This window comes from Pseudonocardia sp. GCM10023141, assembly GCF_042653605.1.
Window position 1 is genome coordinate 1 of sequence record NZ_JBHSIR010000084.1, and the last position, 16329, is coordinate 16329.

Consider the following 16329-nt stretch of genomic DNA (forward strand, 5'->3'; position numbering starts at 1 on the left):
CGTGAAGGGAGATCTTCATGCGGGGATCTGTGGGAGCCGAGGGGTGCGATTCCCCTCGGCTACCCGACTTCCGGTTGCCGAGGACGGCGAGGTACTCGCGGCGCAGGTGGCGGCGGCTAAGCGGCTATGTGCGATGTGCCCGGTGCGGTCGCAGTGCCTGGAGTTCGCGATGAGGGCGATGCCCGACGGCATCGCGGGCGGGATGACTCCGCAGGAGCGGCGTGTGGCGCGCGCTGCCGACAAGGCGGAGAGGAGCCACGGCGGCAACCGGGCTCCTCTCCTGATCTCCCGAGCACACAACCCCCTGGCAGGGACACGAGCACTGGAAGGACACCGAGGGTAGATGAACACCCGAGACGACAACACAAGCCATGACGAGGACGAGCTGTCCGTGGCGATGATGCAGTCCGACCGCGGCGCAGAGGCATGGCGCGCGGTGGTGCGGGCGCAGGCAGTCGCGACTCCGGATCACATCGACTTCTACGCGGTGGCCGGGGACATGGTCGCGACGCTGCGCGCGCTGGAGGAGCTCGCGCAGATCCTGTCGCGGCAGGTCGCGAGCTACGGGGACGGGCGGGTCCTGTTCGACGACGGCCTCGACCGCGACACCGACAGCCTGGCCACGCCGCAGGAGCGGCTCAGCTTGGCGGCGCGGCAGATCAGCGTCGCGGGCAAGAGCATCGGGATGGCGACCTGGCCGGCGAACCGGTTCTGGTCGCTGATCGGGCACATCGGTGCGGAGGTGTCGCGATGACCGCCGAGTACACCCGCCGGATCCTTGGCTACCTGATCGGCACGGATGGAACCCGCGTACCACTGGATGTGGCACTGACGTGGCGTCGGGCTGATCCGCTGTGTGTGCGGGTCTTGTTCGGCACCGCATCGGTGGAGTGGGAGCTCTCCCGCGACCTCCTCAGGACTGGGCTGACCGACCTGGTCGGGGTGGGCGATGTCGCCATCGTCCCCCGCAGCGGGGTAGTCGAGGTCTGGCTCAACTCCCACGAGGGCACCGCGTCGATCGAGCTGAGTGCTCGGGATGTGGAGCTGTTCCTGGAGTCGATCGACCTGTTGATGCCCGAGCTCGAGGTAGCGGTCGAGCTGGCCGTGGATGCGGCGATCCGGCAGCTGTTGAGCCTGCCCGGGGGTGCGGCATGAACACCTCGACGGGTTCGTCGTTCGGTTCGACGTTGCTGATCCTGATCGCACTGATCATCACGGCGATGGTGTTCTGGCACCGCCGCGCCCTCGGCAAGGCCTTCATGGCCGCTGCGGCGGCGCTGTTGCCGGCGCTGACGCTGCTGCAACAGATCCCATGGCCCGCCTATGTGGTGCTCGCGATCGGGCTGGTCGGTTTCGGGTGGCACCGTTTCATGCGTTCGGCCGGGGTGGTGCGTCGCTGGAGCAACACTTCCCGCCGCAAGGCCGGGGTGGCCTCCATGTTGGACATCGTCTGTCATGCAGGTGGAATGGCGATGCGTCGCCAGGCAGCCACCGTGCGCCCGTCATTGGCCGTGTTGTCTCGGTGGGCCCGCCTCCGCCTTCCGGTCGCGGAAGTCGCAGTGCTGCTGTGCCGGGCCGGGTGGGTACGGCTGTGGTCTCCGATTGAGGACGTCGTGATCATTCTCGGCGGCCCGCGAACTGGGAAGTCCGGATGGATGGCCGGGCGGATCCTCGACGCCCCCGGCGCGGTGCTGGTCACCTCGACTCGGACAGACCTCTACAAGCTGTGCGCTCCACTGCGAGCGAAGCGCGGCCCGGTCTATGTGTTCAACGCGGTCGGCCTGGCCGGAATGGACTCGACGATCACGTTCGACCCGCTGACCGGATGCGCGGATCCCGTGACAGCGGGGGAGCGCGCGACGGACATGATCGCCGCAACGTCGAAAGGTGGGGGTGGTGACCGGGAGTTCTGGGAGGCTCAGGCCCGCCGTGTACTCGCTGCGTTGCTGCACGCCGCCGCCTTGGGCGACAAGACGATGCGGGACGTGCTCGGCTGGGTCGCGGATCCGGAGAAGGCCGCGAGCGAGGTGTCGAAGTGCTTGCGCCGGTCGAGGGTGGCGGCGTTCGAGCAGGACATCAAGCAGTTCCTGTCGACGAATGAGCGCACCCAGACCTCGATTACTTCGACGGTGATGCCTGCGCTGGCCTGGCTGACCCACCCGGCCGCTGCGGCGGCGGGGGAGCCGGGAAACGGGTTCGACGTCGCGCAGCTGTTGTCGAGCCGGGCGACGATGTTCCTGCTCGGCGCCGAGGAATCGCAGGCAGCCCCGCTGGTGTGCGCATTGACCGGGCACATCGCCCGCGAGGCCCGCCGTCTGGCTGCGCAGGCTCCGGGCGGCAGGTTGGATCCTCCCCTGACGCTGTGCCTGGACGAAGCGGCGTTGGTGTCGCCGGTGCCGCTGGAATCGTGGACGGCGGATATGGGTGGCCGGGGTGTGGCGATCCTGGTCGCGATCCAGTCGCGGGCACAGTTTCTGGCGCGGTGGGGCGAGCACAACACCGCCACGATTTTGAACAACTCCGGCTCGATCATGGTGTTCGGTGGCACGCGTGATCGGGAAGATCTGCAGTTCTGGTCGACCCTGACCGGGGAGCGCGACGAGCCGATCGTCACAACCGACATGAACGGACGGGTCGCGTCCCGGTCGGTGCGCAAGGTTCCGGTTCTATCTGCGGCGCAGCTCGCGAGCCTGCCGCCCGGGCGGGTGATGGTGATCCGCCGAGGGATCCCGCCGGTGATCGGGCGAGTCCAGATGGCGTGGAGACGCCGCGACGTCCGCGCCCACAAGCGAGCTATGGGCCGGGTGGACCGGGTCGCGGAATGGCGCCAGCGCGCCGACCTGGCCCGAGCGGTTCGTGACTTGCTGGTTGAGCGCGTGTTGAGCGTGCTGGCGAAGCGGTGGCCGGGCCGGTTCGGGACGGCGGCGGGGCGGGTGCGGGACGCGAACGCGATGTTCCGCGAAGTCCGCGCCCTGCAATCCGGCAAGGCGCCAGCGGCGATCAGCAGCAGCGTGCCCGGTCCGAGCTGGCTGCGCCCAGCGGATCCCGACGACACCGCGGGCCAACCGACTCCCTGACTCTCCGGCTGCGCCGGGCCGCACCCCGGCGCAGCCATGCCCATCACTGACTTCACGGACAGGCGTGGCCTGGTTCGTCACGAGAGGTATCGATCATGAACACGGACGACCCACACCAGGTACAGGACCCCCATGCCGTCGTCGAGCCCCACGACGTGGCCCACGAGCGGGCCGTCGCGGTCGGGCTGGCGCCGGTCACCGACGTCTCCTGCGACGCGGATGCGAACCGGCTGGGGTGGGATCGATGAACAGGTCCCCGGAGCCACCGAATCCGAGTCCAGGTACGGCGGGAGACGTCGCCGCGGCGGTGGCCGGGCTGGCCCGCGAGGTCGAAGGTCTACGTCGCGCCGTGGATCCACTGCTGGAGATGTCGGACCGGGTCGACGCGCTCACGGCGTTGGTCACGCAGTTGGCCGACTCCGTAGCGGCTTTGACGGCGAGGAAGGGCCCGGTTCCGGCGCCGACGTGGCTCGACGCGCCCACCGACCTCGCCGTCGTGCAGAAGCTCCTGGCGGAGATGTGCGAGTGGATGCGGGTGATCTACCTGCGGTTCACCGACGCAGCGGCGTCGCTACCGGAGTGCTGGCTGTGGCACCCCGACGTCGTCGAGGAACTGTTGTGGCTGATGTATGCCTGGCTGGCCGCATATCAAGGCCCGGCAGCGAGTGTCGGCCTGGCGGGGGACTGGCACGACCGGCTCCGTCCCGGCACCGTCCGGCGGATCAAGCAGTACGCGGGGGCCTGTTCGCGGGAGAACCACATCACCCGCGCCGGCTGGGCCGACGCCACCCCCACCGGGGCCACACCGGTCCCCGGGCTGGACGCGGTCGAGGTGATCAGCGGCTGGTGGGGGGCCCGTCGAGAGCAGGCCGCACCCGAGCCGACACCGGTTGCACGTGCGGATGAGGAGCGGCGCTGGCGCGGGGGTGCGGCATGAACGCCCCGAACGGCACCTCGGCTGGTTCACCATCGTTGTTGTTGCGCCGTGACCTCGATGCCGTCGCCGCACACCTGGACGCCTGGATCCTCGCAGCCGACGAGGTCGAGGTTCCCGTCCTCGGCAGCCCGGACTGGATCAAGGCTGACCGGCCCCTGCGTGATGCGGCAGTCGCGGTCTATGTGCTGGCGTGCCTGGCCGAGTCCGAGCCGGTCGTGATCGCCGCCCGGCTCGCCGCCGAGATCGCCGCCGGACGCGCCGCGCACCTGGCCGCACTGCGGCAGGCCTCGCATGCCATCTCCGCAGCGGCGGACTGGTCGCAGCACGCGGGACAGCACCGCAGCACACCGTCCGGGATCGACCACGAGAGGAAGGGATCGGCATGAATCCCGAACCTGGGCCCGAGCCGGTGCCGTACCGGCTCAACCGTCTACACCACCAGCTCTCCGACGAATACGCCCAGGAAATCCACGACCTGCGTTCCGTACTGCAGCGGTCCCGCGACAGCGCCTCACCGGTGCTGCACTGGGCCGTCATGCAGGCGATGCCCGACGCCGATCGCGACGAGAGGATCGCGTTTCTGCGGGAGCGCCTCGAACACATCGAGGCTCAGGCATACCGCGACGGGTTGCACCCCGACCCGGTGCTCGCGCCGCCACACCCCAGCGTGACTGCGGCTCAGGACCAGGGCCGCGCCGCCACAGTTGCATGGGAACTCAACCGGGAACGCGAACAACGCGGCGAAATCGAACCCGACGTCGAGATCTACGGCGAATTCGCCGACGACACCGTCGTCGACGATCACGTTGAGGCCGGCGACAGTGGCGGTGCGGCCGGTCCGGAGCGGGTGTGGGACGCGATCGGACGTGCTCGCCACGCGGTTGATGCCGCCCGCGCCAGCACCTTCCACGAGCTCACCGATCTCGACACCACCACCCGAGCCGACACCGACCCCGACGACCGCCAGGCCGAGGACACCGATGAGGACGGATCGGGGTGGCCGCGATGAGCGCCATCCGGACCGGCCCCGCTCCCAGCACGGGCAACTCCGGTGGCGGTCAGATCATGCGAGCGGCGATCTGGATCCCCGGACTCGCCGTCGCGCTCGGTGCCGCCGCCGCGACCATGCACGGCCTCTACGAGGTCGCGCTGGCCTCCCGAGTTCCGGCCGCGATCGCCTGGCTCTACCCGCTGATCACCGATGGGCTCGCTCTGGTCGCCTATGCCGCCACGGCCCGCCTGACCGGATCATCAGCACGCTACGCGTGGATCGTGGTCATCCTCGCGGCCGGACTGTCCGGGCTCGCGCAGGCCAGCTTCCTCGCCGCCGACCCCGTCCCGTCGGTGCCCGCCGAGGCCGTCGAGGCGTTCGCGACCTCACCCGCGCTGCGGTTCGGTGTCGGGGCATGGCCCGCGATCGCTGCCGCGATCGTCGCGCACCTGCTCTACCTCCTGCTCGCCGGAGACCACCACACCACCGACACCCACGACACCGACCAGGACGGGGAGCAGCACATCACGGCGGCGTCCGTTCGTTCAGCCGTCCAGCAGCCCGTTCAACCGTCCGTCCACTCGACCAGCCCCGGCGCCGTGCCAACGAGGGCTGAACGTCCGGCCGAGCTGACCGACCGTCCGGCCCTCGACCGTCCGGCGTTGCCGTCCACTCCGACGCCGTCAGCCCCGTCCAGTCCGGCAACCCCGTTCAGCGCCTCGCCGTCGGGTGCGGCACGTTCGGCGGGTTCCGCGGGGGCGTCACCGGCGCGTGGCCGCGCCCAGGCCGAAGCGCAGCGCCACCAGCACGAGCACGGCGCACTGCCCACCGTCACCCAGCTCATGACCCTCGCCGAGGTCTCCCGTGGCACCGCTGGAGAAGCCCTCAAAGCCCTCCGAGAGCAGCCCGCACCGCTGCACCTGGTCACCGAGCAACCGAAGACGAGGACCCAGCCATGACGATCAGAGCATCGAAAGCAGCAGTCAGCATCCAGCACAAGACCGACTCAGCATCAGCAGCACCATTCAGTCAGCACTACTCCATTCAGACGAGCAACGACCAAGAAACAGCCACAAGCACCACAAGATCAAAGGACTCACACCTTGGCATCACGATCCGAAGGTGTGTGCCGGCCTTTGGCCGACGGCAACCGGCGCTCCGCGCGGTTGATCTTGGCGATTGCTCAGTGAAGATCGTTTCGACGGGCGGGTGGTCGTCATGGTGCTGAAGATCGTGACGGGCTACAGCCCGGAGTACCTGCTCAAGGAGGTCGCGACCGGTCGGGAGAGCTACTACACCGGTGCCGTCGCCGAGGGCGAGCCTCCGGGTCGCTGGTGGGGCGCGGGCGCGGACAAGCTCGGCCTGGCCGGGCTGGTGGATGCGCAGGACATGCGGGCGCTGTACGAGCGATTCCTGGACCCGCGTGCGGAGGGGTTCAACGACCCGCAGCGGTGGGAGGAGGTGTCCACGCTCGGGCACACCGGACGCGCTTACCCGTCCGAGGACGAGCTGTACGCCCTCGCGCTTGAACGGGAACCGGACGCCTCGGCTGAACGCCGCGCTGAACTCCGTACGGAGGCGGGGAAGTCCGCCCGCCACAACGTCGCGTTCTACGACATCACGTTCAACCTGCAGAAGTCGGTGACCCTCGTTCATACGGCGTTCGAGGCTCGGGAGGTCGCCGCCCGAACAGCCGGAGACGAAGAAACCGCGGCGGCGTGGGCAGTGTTCCGGACCGCGGTCGAGGACGCGATCTGGGCGGGCAACAACGCCGGTCTGGCGTACTTGCAAGACCGCGCCGGCTACACCCGCGTCGGTCGGCACGGCGGCGTCGCCGGCCGCTGGGCAGACGCCCATGAGTGGGTCGTGGCGTCGTTCTTCCAGCACGACTCCCGAGAGCACGACCCGCACCTGCACATCCACAACGCGTTCCTCAACCGCGTGCAGGGCCCGGACGGGAAATGGCTCACGATCGACTCGAAGGCCCTCTACAAGTTCCGCCCGGCCGCTGCCGCTGTCGCCGAGCGCACCACGGAGGAGCGACTCACCCACGCACTCGGCGTTCTGGTGGCCACCCGCCCCGACGGGAAGGCGCGAGAAATCCTCGGGGTCGCGCAGGCGGCGATGGACCTGATCTCCACCCGCCGCCGCAAGATCACGGCCAAGGGCGAGGAGCTGATCGCGGCGTTCGAGACCCTGCGTGGGCGATCGCCGAACGGGTTGGAGCGCGACCGGATCGCCCAGCAGGCCACGCTCCTCACGAGGCGCGCGAAGTCACACACCGGGGAGACCCGCGAGGAGTTGCTCGACCGCATCGACCAGCGCATCCGCGCCGACATCGACGGTGGCCTGGGCGGTGTCGCCGACGCGGTACTCGCGGCGCGCGAGCAGGCGCCGTCGCCGATGCAGTGGTCACCGCAAGCGGTGATCGAGACCGCGCTGGCCGACGTCCAATCCCGCAAAGCGGGGTGGAACCGCGGTGACCTGACGGGCGCGATCAACGCCGCGCTGCCCGACTATCTCGGGCTGCCCGACGGGAACGATGTCGCACGGTTGCTCGACACCCTGACTGACGAGGCTCTGCGCTACGCCGCCGTCCTGGACGGGAATCGGCCGGGGGATGAGCACCTGCCCGCGGAGCTGCGGTTGGCCAACGGCAGCAGCGTCTACCAGGCACCGGGCGCGATGCTCTACGCGACGCCCGAGCAGGTCCGCACCGAGCGGGCACTGGTTGCGGCCAGCACGGCGCGCGGTGCAACGGCGCTGCCGCCGGACGTGGCGCAGCGTTTCCTGGCCGGGATGGCGACGTCGGGGATCGAGCTCGGGGTCGACCAAGCTGCCGCTGTGATCGGGGTGCTGACCTCAGGGGCGAAGATCGAAACCCTGGTCGGTCCGCCCGGAACCGGGAAGTCGTTCGTGGTCGGCACGATCGCGCGCGGCTGGACCGACCCGGCCCTCACCGGCGGCGACGTGCCGCGACGGGTGTTCGGCCTGGCGACGTCGCAGATCGCGACCGAGGTACTGACCGCGGAGGGGCTCATCGCGCGCAACATCGCGGCCTGGCTCGCCGCCCAGAACCGGCTCGCCGCAGGCGCCGGATCGGCCGGCCCGCGTCCAGGACCGGGTGATGAGGAGTTGCGACTGCACGCGGGGGATCTCGTTGTGGTCGACGAGTCCGCGATGACCGACACCGCCGCATTGGCCGCGATCCACGCACGCGTCGAGGCCGCAGGGGCCAAGTTGTTGCTGGTCGGAGATCACCGCCAGCTCGCCGCGGTCGGTGCCGGAGGCGGGATGGATCTGCTCGCGTCGTCGGGTGCCAGCTACGAGCTCGCCGACGCCCGTCGCTTCCACCACGAGTGGGAGCGAGCAGCGTCGCTGCGGCTGCGCGCCGCTGACCCCGAAGTGCTGCGGGACTATCACCGCCACGGGCGGCTCATCGATGCCGGCACGGTTGAGCAGGCCGAGGCCTCCGCCGCGCGGGCGTGGCTGGGAGACACCCTCGCCGGGCTGCGATCACTGCTGATCGTGGACACTAATGAGCAGGCAGCCCGCGTCTCCTCGGCCATCCGGGCCGAGCTCGTCCGGCTCGGGCAGGTCGACGAGCGCGGGGTAGCGCTCGGGTTGCAGGGCACCGTCGCCGGTGTCGGCGATCTTGTCGAAGCGCGCAAGTTGGACTGGAGCATTGCCGGATACGAAGGCAACCGCCGACATGCCATCAATCGCGAGCACTACCGCGTCCACGCCGTGCGCCCCGACGGCGGGCTCGAGGTCGCGGTGGTCGAGGGCCGCACCGCGGACGGAGACGTCCTGGGGGAGCGTCTGGTCCTTCCAGCCGCCTACGTCACGAACCACCTGGCGCTCGGGTACGCCTCCACCGTGCACGCCTCCCAAGGCGGCACCGTGGACTCCACCCACAGCGTCACCACCCCGCGGACCAGCCTGGCCGCGTTCCTGGTCGGGCTGACCCGCGGCCGGGACAGCAACACCGCCCACGTCGCCACCCTCACCGCCGTCGACGATCCCGCCCAGGGCAATGACTCGCACACGCTGCACCGCGACCCGGTCGCTGTCCTGGCACGAGTACTCGACACCGCCGAGCAGGCCGACGCAGCGAACCGGTCCGCGGTCGCCACGGCCACCGAGGCCGCTACCGAGGCCGGGAGCCTGCGCACTGCCGCTGAGTTGTTGGCCGACGCCGCTCAACTCGCCGCGACCGAGCGCACCACGACCTGGCTCGACCAGCTCACGGACAACGGCGCGATCAGCCCGCAGCAGCGGGCCCAGATCGCCGCCGAGGACGGCGCCGCGTCGTTGACCCGGATCCTGCGCCGGGCGGAGCTCGCCGGTCACGACCCCCAGACCGTCCTGAATGACGCGATCGTCGGGAAGTCGTTCGACGGCGCCCGGAACCTGTCCAACGTCGTCTACAGCCGCATCCGTCACGACTACCGCGACCGCCTCGATCCTGTCGGGGAGTCCTTCACCGACTGGGCGCCCCGCGTGGACAACCCCGAATGGCGCGACTACCTCGCCGCGCTCGCTACTGAGGCAGACCAGCGCCGCATCGACCTGGGCCGCGACGCCGCCGAGCAGACCGAGCCCTGGGCGGTCGAAGCGTTCGGGCCCGTGCCTGCTGACCCCAACGCGCGACGCGACTGGGAACGCCAAGCTGGGACCGTCGCGGCGGTGCGTGAGCTTGCCGGCCACGACGAGCCGACCACAGCCCTCGGTCCGGCGCCCAAGCCCGGTCAGGTCGAGCTCTACGCCGCCTACCGGGCGGCGTGGCGCACGCTCGGCCGTCCGGAGAGCGAGCGAGAGGAGCTGGAGCTCTCCGACGGCCAGCTGCGGATGCGGATCCGTGGCCACGATCGCGAGGCGGCATGGGCACCGCGCTACGTCGCCAACGAACTCGCCGGCACCCGCCAGGCCGCGGCCACCCAGCGCCAGACCGCAGCTCTCCGAACGGCCGAAGCCGCGGATACGTCCGACCCCGTTGTACGGGCGGGGCTGCAAGCCGAGGCCGCGCAGGCCCGAGCGCTGGCGGAGACGCTCGACTCGCGGGCCGCAGACCTGCAGCTGATCGACGACGCCCGCGCACGATGGCTCGCCCACACAGCGGCGAACCGCGCCAAGGCGGAACTCTCCAAGGCCGAGCTCGCCGCCCGTCACATCGACGACACCGAACCTGAGCACCTCGTCAGCTCTGACGAGTGGCTTGACCTGCACCGCGAGGCTGTTCACGAGGACGACCAGATCCGGCCCATCACCGAAACCGACATCGCCGACCACAACGCGCATGCCGACATCAGCACGGACAGGACGCTCGCCATGGGCGACAGCGAGCTGCTGGCTACCGACATTCGGGAGGTCGCGGCCGAGGAGCCAGCGCCGGTGGCCGAGGACGTCCTACGAGTCCCGACCGCGCAGGAAACGGCCGAGGCGCTCGCCGACGCCAACCGCTCACTCGCCGAGATCCGTGCCCGTGAGGCCGCCGAGCAGCAACAGGAGGTCGAGTACCGCGCGTCGCAGCTCAATCGCTGGTACAACGACGACCAGGCCGTCGACGCTGCCCAGGTCGAGCAGGACGACAGCGACTACGCGGACGCCCGATGAGACCCGTTCAGCCCACAGCGGGCCGAGGCACCGCGGGCAGATCCAACGGCGGGGGCCCGTTCCGTCGCCACGCCCACCGCAACGTCGCCCGGATCGCTTCGCACCAGCCTGGCCGAGTCTCCAGGAGCTCCGGGCGGCGGACGTCGAGCAGCTCCGCGGCGAGGTACTCCGCCTCGATCAGCTCCTCGTACGCCGTCGCGCTCCGGTCGGTGGCTGGGGAGTACGCGAGGAATCGTCGCCCGGTCTGGGTCCGCACGATCGCGCCGGCCATCCACTGACACGTCGCTGCGACGCCGCCGGCGTACCAATCGGTGACGCCACGATCGCCTTGTTCAAAGCAACGACGCTCCGCCGCAGCCCAGACCGCGACGAACGCATCGCGGGGCACCCGGAGGTTGCGCACCGGGATGCGCGCGATGTCGTTCTCGGTGACCTCCATGCATTTCAGGGTGACACGTGCTGCCGACAGTTCGCGACGTCCACGCAGGTCATCGGAGGCCTGATCGGCGTCGGTCGGGTCTGCGCTCAGGGCCGCGCCGGCCAGGACAACTACCCCCGATGGACCGCCTGCGGCGGGGCCTGTCGGGCCTTGGCTTAGCACGGCCTCCCTCCCGATAAAGGGCACTCCGCTGCGCTGCGTGTCGCTACGCGACGACCCTTCGGGCCGCCCTTGATCGCGAGCCTCTGAGGCCGCGCCGGTCGCCATTGCGGCGGCGGGGGAACAACGCCCCGCCACCCCAAGGGGACGGCCCAACAGACCAGAACTCGCCGGAGGCGACCAGGATGCGCAGCAACTCTCAGCATTCCCACCAGATCGAGACGAGCACGATCTACACCGAGGGCCCGGTCCGGGTCGACGAGCTGCAGGTCGGTGACGTGATCGCCATCGACAGCGCGCCGTGGACGTTGGCCTACGGCCCGATCGTCGCGATCAACCCCTACGCCTCGACGGTGGTCCCGCATCCGGACTGGCGCTACGCGGTGTTCGCCAACGGTGTTGAGGCCACGATGACCCCGGGCGGGACGTGGTTCCCGTGCTAGTTCCTCCTGCCGAGGTTCGATGGGTTGAGGCGAGCGACCTGGAGTGCGCGGGTTGCCGGGGAGTCGGTGATCGACGGCGGTACCGTGTTCACGCATCGGGACGGCTCCGAGCTGTGCGCCGGCTCTGCCGGTGGCGGCGCTGCGGTGGCGGAGCCGGTCGAGGTGTCGCGATGACGGGGAAGCGGCGGTCGCGGACCGGATGTTCGACGCGGGGGTTGCCGCCGCGGGCGGGATCGGCGGTGCTTCTTACCGACGCGGACTGGCTGGCCCACCAGGTCCCGGGATCAGCGGGGGAGTTTCTGGGGTTGTGGCGGGCCGGGCGCGGCGCGCTGCCCGCGTCGGGTATCCGGTTCATCGACTTCTTCTGCGGCGCCGGTGGCGAGGCACAGGGCCTGGTCAAGGCCGGTCTGACTCCGGTCCTGGCGGCGAACCATTGGGAGTGGGCGATCCGCTCCCACGAGACCAACCACCCGAACACTGATCACTTCCAAGGCGATCTGCAGCAGCACGGGATCGTCGAGGCGTTGCCGTATGCGGAGTTCTTCTGGGCGTCACCGTCGTGTCCGGCGTGGAGTCAAGCCAATGGTGAGGCGCGCACGTTCGACAAGCAGCCGTCGTTGTTCTCGCTCGACGAGTTCGCCGACGAGGAGCGCGAGCTCTACGGCGAGGTCACTGACGCGGAGCGGGAGAAGTCGCGGGCGTTGATGTGGGACGTGCCCCGCTACCTCGACGCCATGCAGCGCCGCGAGGGCCGGCCGGTGTTGGCGGGGGTGGTGGAGAACGTCATCGAGTGCCGGGCCTGGACCCGCTGGGACGAGTGGGTGGCCGCGTTTCGCAATCTCGGTTACAGCACCCGTCTGGTCGCGTTGAACTCGATGCACGCCGACGCCCCACGCTCACGGCGCGCCCCGCAGTCCCGGGACCGGTTGTACTTCACCTACTGGCACCAGACCCTGCGTCGTGACCCTGACTTCGACAAGTGGCTGCGCCCGACCGCCACCTGCACCGAGCACGGCCAGATCAGCGCGGTGCAGACGTGGAAGCGCCGCGGTGCGGACATGGGCCGCTACCGCTCGCAGTACACCTACCGCTGCCCGCACACGTCGTGTCGAAACCAGGCTGTCGAGCCGTTCGTCGAGCCGGCGGCGGTGGCGATCGACCCCGGGTTGCCCACGCAGCGCATCGGGGACCGCGCCAAGCCCCTGGCCGCGAAGACGATGGCGCGGATCGTGGCCGGCCGCCGCAAGTACTGGACCCAGGCCGCCCGCGGTGGCGCGAGCACCAGCGTGCCGTTATTGGTGCCGACCGGCGGGACTTGGCGCGACGGCGCGTCCACGGTGGGGCAGCCGATGCCGTCACGGACCGCGCGGGAGAACGATGCGCTGGTCACCGGGGCGGGTCAGGTGCCGCTGTTGGTACCGGTCGAGGGTCGCGACGGGAAGGCGGCGTCGTGGGTGGGGGAGCCGTTGCGTACCCAGACCGCCCGCAACGAGACCGCGCTGGTGGTGCCGCCGTTGGTGGTGGCGTTGCGTAACCACGGTCGGGCCCGTCCGGCGCACACCGATCCGTTGCCGACGTTCTCCGCTGACGGGTTCCACCAAGCCCTGGTGATGCGCAACAACAGCAGCCGCGGAGACGGCGCCGAGATGTGCACCCCGCTTGACGAGCCGCTGCGCACGCTCACCACCGCCGGGCACCAGTCGGTTGTGGAGTGGACCGATCCGCACCTGTTCGCCTACGACACCGGCCAAGTCCGGTCGCTTGCCACGCCGTTGCCGGCGCAGACCGCGGTGCGCGGTGACGCGCTGCTGGGCGGGCCGGACGGGTTCGACATCGACGACTGCACCCTGCGCATGCTGGAACCGGCCGAGATCGGGTTGGGGATGGCATTCGCACCGGACTACGTGGTGTTGGGCAACAAGCGCATCCAGGCCCGCCAGTACGGCAACGCCGTCACCCCACCCGTGGCCGAGCTCCTCGGCCTGGCCCTACGCGAAGCGATCACCGGCGAAGACCTCGACCGGGCACCCGAGCTCGGCGCGTAACCCCCATCCCGGGCTGGCCGCGGGTGACAGCACCTACGGTGGCCCCTGGCAGGAACGGAGAGCACCATGAGCGGTCGATCACGGATTGAGTGGACCGAGGTCACGTGGAACCCCACGACGGGGTGTGACCGGATCTCGGCGGGGTGCGATCACTGCTACGCCCTGACCCTGGCGAAACGTCTCAAGGGCATGGGGTCGGCGAAGTACCAGAACGACGGCGACCCGCGCACCAGCGGACCCGGCTTCGACGTCACAACCCACGAGGACACGCTGACCGCACCGTTGCGGTGGCGCGAGCCGCGCGTGGTGTTCGTCAACTCCATGTCCGACCTGTTCCATGCCCGCGTGTCGCGCGAGTTTGTCGCCCGGGTGTTCGCGGTGATGGCCGCAACCCCTCAGCACACCTACCAGGTGCTCACGAAGCGCGCGACCAGGCTGCGACGTCTCGCGCCGGATCTGCCGTGGCCGGCGAACGTGTGGATGGGCGTGTCAGTGGAGAACCTGCAGGTCGCTCACCGGGTTGAGGAGCTGCGGCAGGTCCCGGCGGCGGTGCGGTTCCTGTCGTGCGAGCCGCTGTTGGGGCCGCTCGCCGGTGGGTTGGATCTGTCGGGGATCGGGTGGGTGATCGCTGGCGGTGAATCCGGTCCGCATGCTCGGCCAATGGATCCGGGGTGGGTCGAGGAGATCCGCGACGTCTGCCTCGAGGCCGGGGTGCCGTTTTTCTTCAAGCAGTGGGGCGGGCGCACCCCGAAGGCCGGGGGCCGCATGTTGGCCGGCCGAACGTGGGATCAGACCCCGACCTCGCCAGCGCATCAGCGTCCGGCACCGTCGGTCGCGGGCTGAACACCAGGCGGAGCATCGGGGTCAGGCGGGGTCGGCCCACGCCGTCGGGTAGTCGTCGGCGTGACGGTCAGGTGCAGCCTGTTCCGTGGCGGGAGCCTTTGCTTGCGCGGGGATGATCAGGTCGAGTGGCCGTTCCCAGAAATCGATCTTCCCGATCTTCTTGCCGGTGTTGTGGGTGATCCCGGCGGCGTGCAGTTTCTTGACCGCTGCCCGAACGTGTTGTTCCCATGCTTGGCCGACGAGGTTCCCGTAGATCTGCAGGGTGTGCTCGGCGGGGCGGAACGTGCCGTGCTCGTGGAGCAGGTCGGCGAGGTTGTCGGCGAGCTCCTCGATCCACGCGCCGCGGTGGGTGCGTTCGTAGGCGGTGGGGTCGAACGGTGGCCGGGGGAGGTCGAACAGGGCTTCGGTGCCGGTCTTGTTGTCGCGGGCGTCGAGGCGGGCGACTTCGTCGGCGTCGTGGGCGGCCATCCAGTCCCGCCCGGCCTGCCCCAGCGTGGAGGTGAAGTGCCACAGGCCGTGGGGGTGGCGGGTGAACAGGACGAGCACATACTTCGGGAGCCGCCCGGGTGCGGGTCGGACGGGGATGGCGACCGGGGTGAAACCGGTCTGATGGCCGATCTCGGTGCAGTAGCGGTTCGCGACGTCGAGTGCGGCTTGGGTGGCGGTGCCCTCGTCGTGGTCCTCAGCGGTCGTGCGGAACGCGGCTTGCCACCAGTCCCCACCGAGGAATCGATCTACGTTGGCTACGGTCTTGCGTTCCGCGGCGGTCAACTGTTGACGCTGCCGGTGAGCCTTGCGCACGATGCCACCGATCCGGGCGACGGTGCTGACGCTGAAATGCAGCAGCACTTCCGTCGGGGGCCACCGCGGCCGGGTGGTGAGGAGGTGACAGAGCTGGGGGCGGTCCAGCGCGGTGCCGAACGGGTCGAGGAACACGAACAGGGCAGCGTCGGCGGCCTTGCGCAGGATCCAGTGCAGGTGCTCGCCCAGCTCACCGTGCACCGTGGTGTAGGACGCGTCGGGTGGGGTGATCTCCGCCAGTAGTTCGGCTAGGTGCTGGTAGTTCACCTCGTCGGCCTCAACGAAGACGCCGGTCACCGCGCGCCGACCGCCCATCGACTTCGCCACTTCCATGAACAGCAACGGTGACCCGGGGGATTCGTCGTCGTACTGGCCGGCGCCGGCGTAGCCGTCGAGGAACATCACCCGTTGCCCGGCGGTCGCGGCGCCGGTCTTCGCGGCGAACACGACGGGGTAGCGCGACAAGATGCCGTGTTTGAACGCTGCTGCGGGTTTGCGTCGCTGGAAGTACGTGTCGTTCGCCGGCAACCCTGCACCCCCACCGAGTGGCACACCGAACCGATCCGTCACTAACGGTAGCAGTTCGGTGACAGAGACCAACCGTGTAATTCGATCGATCCACCGCGAGATCCACAACAAATACGAGATCCAAATCGTCGGGTGGGCACCCAACCCCGGCAAGGCGCCTCTGATCGCCGGTTTCGCCGGCGGGGTGATCGGTGGGTGAGCTCGGCGGGGTTGGTAGTCGGTGATCTGCTACGCCGCCCGATATGCCGGGACCACGATCAGCCGGCCGGGCGGCGGCCGTAGCGCTGGATCGGGGCGCGGGTACCTGTCAAGAGCGGCAGTGAGGTGTCCAGCCAGCGCACCGTGCAAGTGTCCACGGCAACCGTCCGGTCCGGGCGCGCGGTGAGTGTGCCAGCCTGAGTTGGCCCCACTTGGAGCCCGAGTGATGGCTTGAGGTGGCCCCACCCTCGA

The 16329-nt window shown here is 69.8% G+C and carries 15 protein-coding genes; 13 read left to right on the top strand and 2 right to left on the bottom strand.

The genetic code is table 11. The features are described from left to right. Window positions 1-43: 43 nt before the first annotated feature. The 10 genes from ACFPFQ_RS45740 (at window position 44) to mobF (ending at window position 10621) form a co-directional block, all read left to right on the top strand. Window positions 44-343 (top strand): WhiB family transcriptional regulator, encoded by a 300-nt coding sequence (locus ACFPFQ_RS45740; protein WP_379629588.1) that lies wholly within the window; start codon window positions 44-46, stop codon window positions 341-343. Further along, window positions 344-754 (top strand): hypothetical protein, encoded by a 411-nt coding sequence (locus ACFPFQ_RS45745; protein ID WP_379629574.1) that lies wholly within the window; start codon window positions 344-346, stop codon window positions 752-754. It begins immediately after the preceding gene. Beyond that, window positions 751-1155, top strand: a complete 405-nt coding sequence (locus tag ACFPFQ_RS45750) for an SsgA family sporulation/cell division regulator (RefSeq protein ID WP_379629575.1) — start codon at window positions 751-753, stop codon at window positions 1153-1155. The genes ACFPFQ_RS45745 and ACFPFQ_RS45750 overlap by 4 nt, the downstream gene beginning before the upstream one ends. After that, entirely contained in the window at window positions 1152-3077 is a 1926-nt protein-coding gene (locus tag ACFPFQ_RS45755; protein WP_379629576.1) for a type IV secretory system conjugative DNA transfer family protein, read from the top strand. The genes ACFPFQ_RS45750 and ACFPFQ_RS45755 overlap by 4 nt, the downstream gene beginning before the upstream one ends. A 95-nt stretch (window positions 3078-3172) precedes the next feature. After that, window positions 3173-3325, top strand: a complete 153-nt coding sequence (locus ACFPFQ_RS45760) for a hypothetical protein (protein ID WP_379629577.1) — start codon at window positions 3173-3175, stop codon at window positions 3323-3325. Further along, on the top strand, window positions 3322-4014 hold the full coding sequence (locus ACFPFQ_RS45765) for a hypothetical protein (RefSeq protein WP_379629578.1): 693 nt from the start codon (window positions 3322-3324) through the stop codon (window positions 4012-4014). The genes ACFPFQ_RS45760 and ACFPFQ_RS45765 overlap by 4 nt, the downstream gene beginning before the upstream one ends. Next, window positions 4011-4400, top strand: a complete 390-nt coding sequence (locus tag ACFPFQ_RS45770; protein WP_379629579.1) for a hypothetical protein — start codon at window positions 4011-4013, stop codon at window positions 4398-4400. The genes ACFPFQ_RS45765 and ACFPFQ_RS45770 overlap by 4 nt, the downstream gene beginning before the upstream one ends. Before the next feature lie 23 nt (window positions 4401-4423). Further along, window positions 4424-5023: a hypothetical protein gene (locus tag ACFPFQ_RS45775; RefSeq protein ID WP_379629580.1), complete on the top strand. Its 600-nt coding sequence runs from the start codon at window positions 4424-4426 to the stop codon at window positions 5021-5023. Next, window positions 5020-5964, top strand: a complete 945-nt coding sequence (locus tag ACFPFQ_RS45780) for a hypothetical protein (RefSeq protein WP_379629581.1) — start codon at window positions 5020-5022, stop codon at window positions 5962-5964. Before ACFPFQ_RS45775 ends, ACFPFQ_RS45780 begins: the two co-directional genes overlap by 4 nt. A 259-nt stretch (window positions 5965-6223) precedes the next feature. Then, entirely contained in the window at window positions 6224-10621 is a 4398-nt protein-coding gene (mobF, locus tag ACFPFQ_RS45785; protein WP_379629582.1) for a MobF family relaxase, read from the top strand. Window positions 10622-10628: 7 nt separating this feature from the next. Here the strand turns inward: mobF and ACFPFQ_RS45790 are convergent, their stop codons facing one another. Then, complete coding sequence (locus ACFPFQ_RS45790; protein WP_379629583.1) at window positions 10629-11060, bottom strand: hypothetical protein; 432 nt, start codon at window positions 11058-11060, stop codon at window positions 10629-10631. A gap of 344 nt (window positions 11061-11404) precedes the next feature. Between ACFPFQ_RS45790 and ACFPFQ_RS45795 the strand changes: the two genes are divergently transcribed. The 3 genes from ACFPFQ_RS45795 (at window position 11405) to ACFPFQ_RS45805 (ending at window position 14550) form a co-directional block, all read left to right on the top strand. Then, window positions 11405-11662, top strand: a complete 258-nt coding sequence (locus tag ACFPFQ_RS45795; protein ID WP_379629584.1) for a hypothetical protein — start codon at window positions 11405-11407, stop codon at window positions 11660-11662. 239 nt (window positions 11663-11901) lie between these two features. Further along, window positions 11902-13707, top strand: a complete 1806-nt coding sequence (locus ACFPFQ_RS45800) for a DNA cytosine methyltransferase (protein ID WP_379629585.1) — start codon at window positions 11902-11904, stop codon at window positions 13705-13707. Between the two features lie 66 nt (window positions 13708-13773). Beyond that, window positions 13774-14550, top strand: coding sequence for a DUF5131 family protein (locus ACFPFQ_RS45805; protein WP_379629586.1), 777 nt, complete (start codon window positions 13774-13776; stop codon window positions 14548-14550). A 21-nt stretch (window positions 14551-14571) separates the two neighbouring features. Here ACFPFQ_RS45805 and tcmP read toward each other — a convergent pair whose 3' ends face one another. Further along, window positions 14572-16023: a three-Cys-motif partner protein TcmP gene (gene tcmP / locus ACFPFQ_RS45810; RefSeq protein ID WP_379629587.1), complete on the bottom strand. Its 1452-nt coding sequence runs from the start codon at window positions 16021-16023 to the stop codon at window positions 14572-14574. Between the last annotated feature and the right edge of the window lie 306 nt (window positions 16024-16329).

Coding starts and splice junctions, on each gene's coding strand:
- ACFPFQ_RS45760 (WP_379629577.1), top strand. CDS start 3,173: ATGAACACGGACGACCCACACCAGGTACAGGACCCCCATGCCGTCGTC.
- ACFPFQ_RS45780 (WP_379629581.1), top strand. CDS start 5,020: ATGAGCGCCATCCGGACCGGCCCCGCTCCCAGCACGGGCAACTCCGGT.
- ACFPFQ_RS45790 (WP_379629583.1), bottom strand. CDS start 11,060: ATGGAGGTCACCGAGAACGACATCGCGCGCATCCCGGTGCGCAACCTC.
- ACFPFQ_RS45770 (WP_379629579.1), top strand. CDS start 4,011: ATGAACGCCCCGAACGGCACCTCGGCTGGTTCACCATCGTTGTTGTTG.
- ACFPFQ_RS45755 (WP_379629576.1), top strand. CDS start 1,152: ATGAACACCTCGACGGGTTCGTCGTTCGGTTCGACGTTGCTGATCCTG.
- ACFPFQ_RS45765 (WP_379629578.1), top strand. CDS start 3,322: ATGAACAGGTCCCCGGAGCCACCGAATCCGAGTCCAGGTACGGCGGGA.
- mobF (WP_379629582.1), top strand. CDS start 6,224: ATGGTGCTGAAGATCGTGACGGGCTACAGCCCGGAGTACCTGCTCAAG.
- ACFPFQ_RS45805 (WP_379629586.1), top strand. CDS start 13,774: ATGAGCGGTCGATCACGGATTGAGTGGACCGAGGTCACGTGGAACCCC.
- ACFPFQ_RS45750 (WP_379629575.1), top strand. CDS start 751: ATGACCGCCGAGTACACCCGCCGGATCCTTGGCTACCTGATCGGCACG.
- ACFPFQ_RS45795 (WP_379629584.1), top strand. CDS start 11,405: ATGCGCAGCAACTCTCAGCATTCCCACCAGATCGAGACGAGCACGATC.
- ACFPFQ_RS45745 (WP_379629574.1), top strand. CDS start 344: ATGAACACCCGAGACGACAACACAAGCCATGACGAGGACGAGCTGTCC.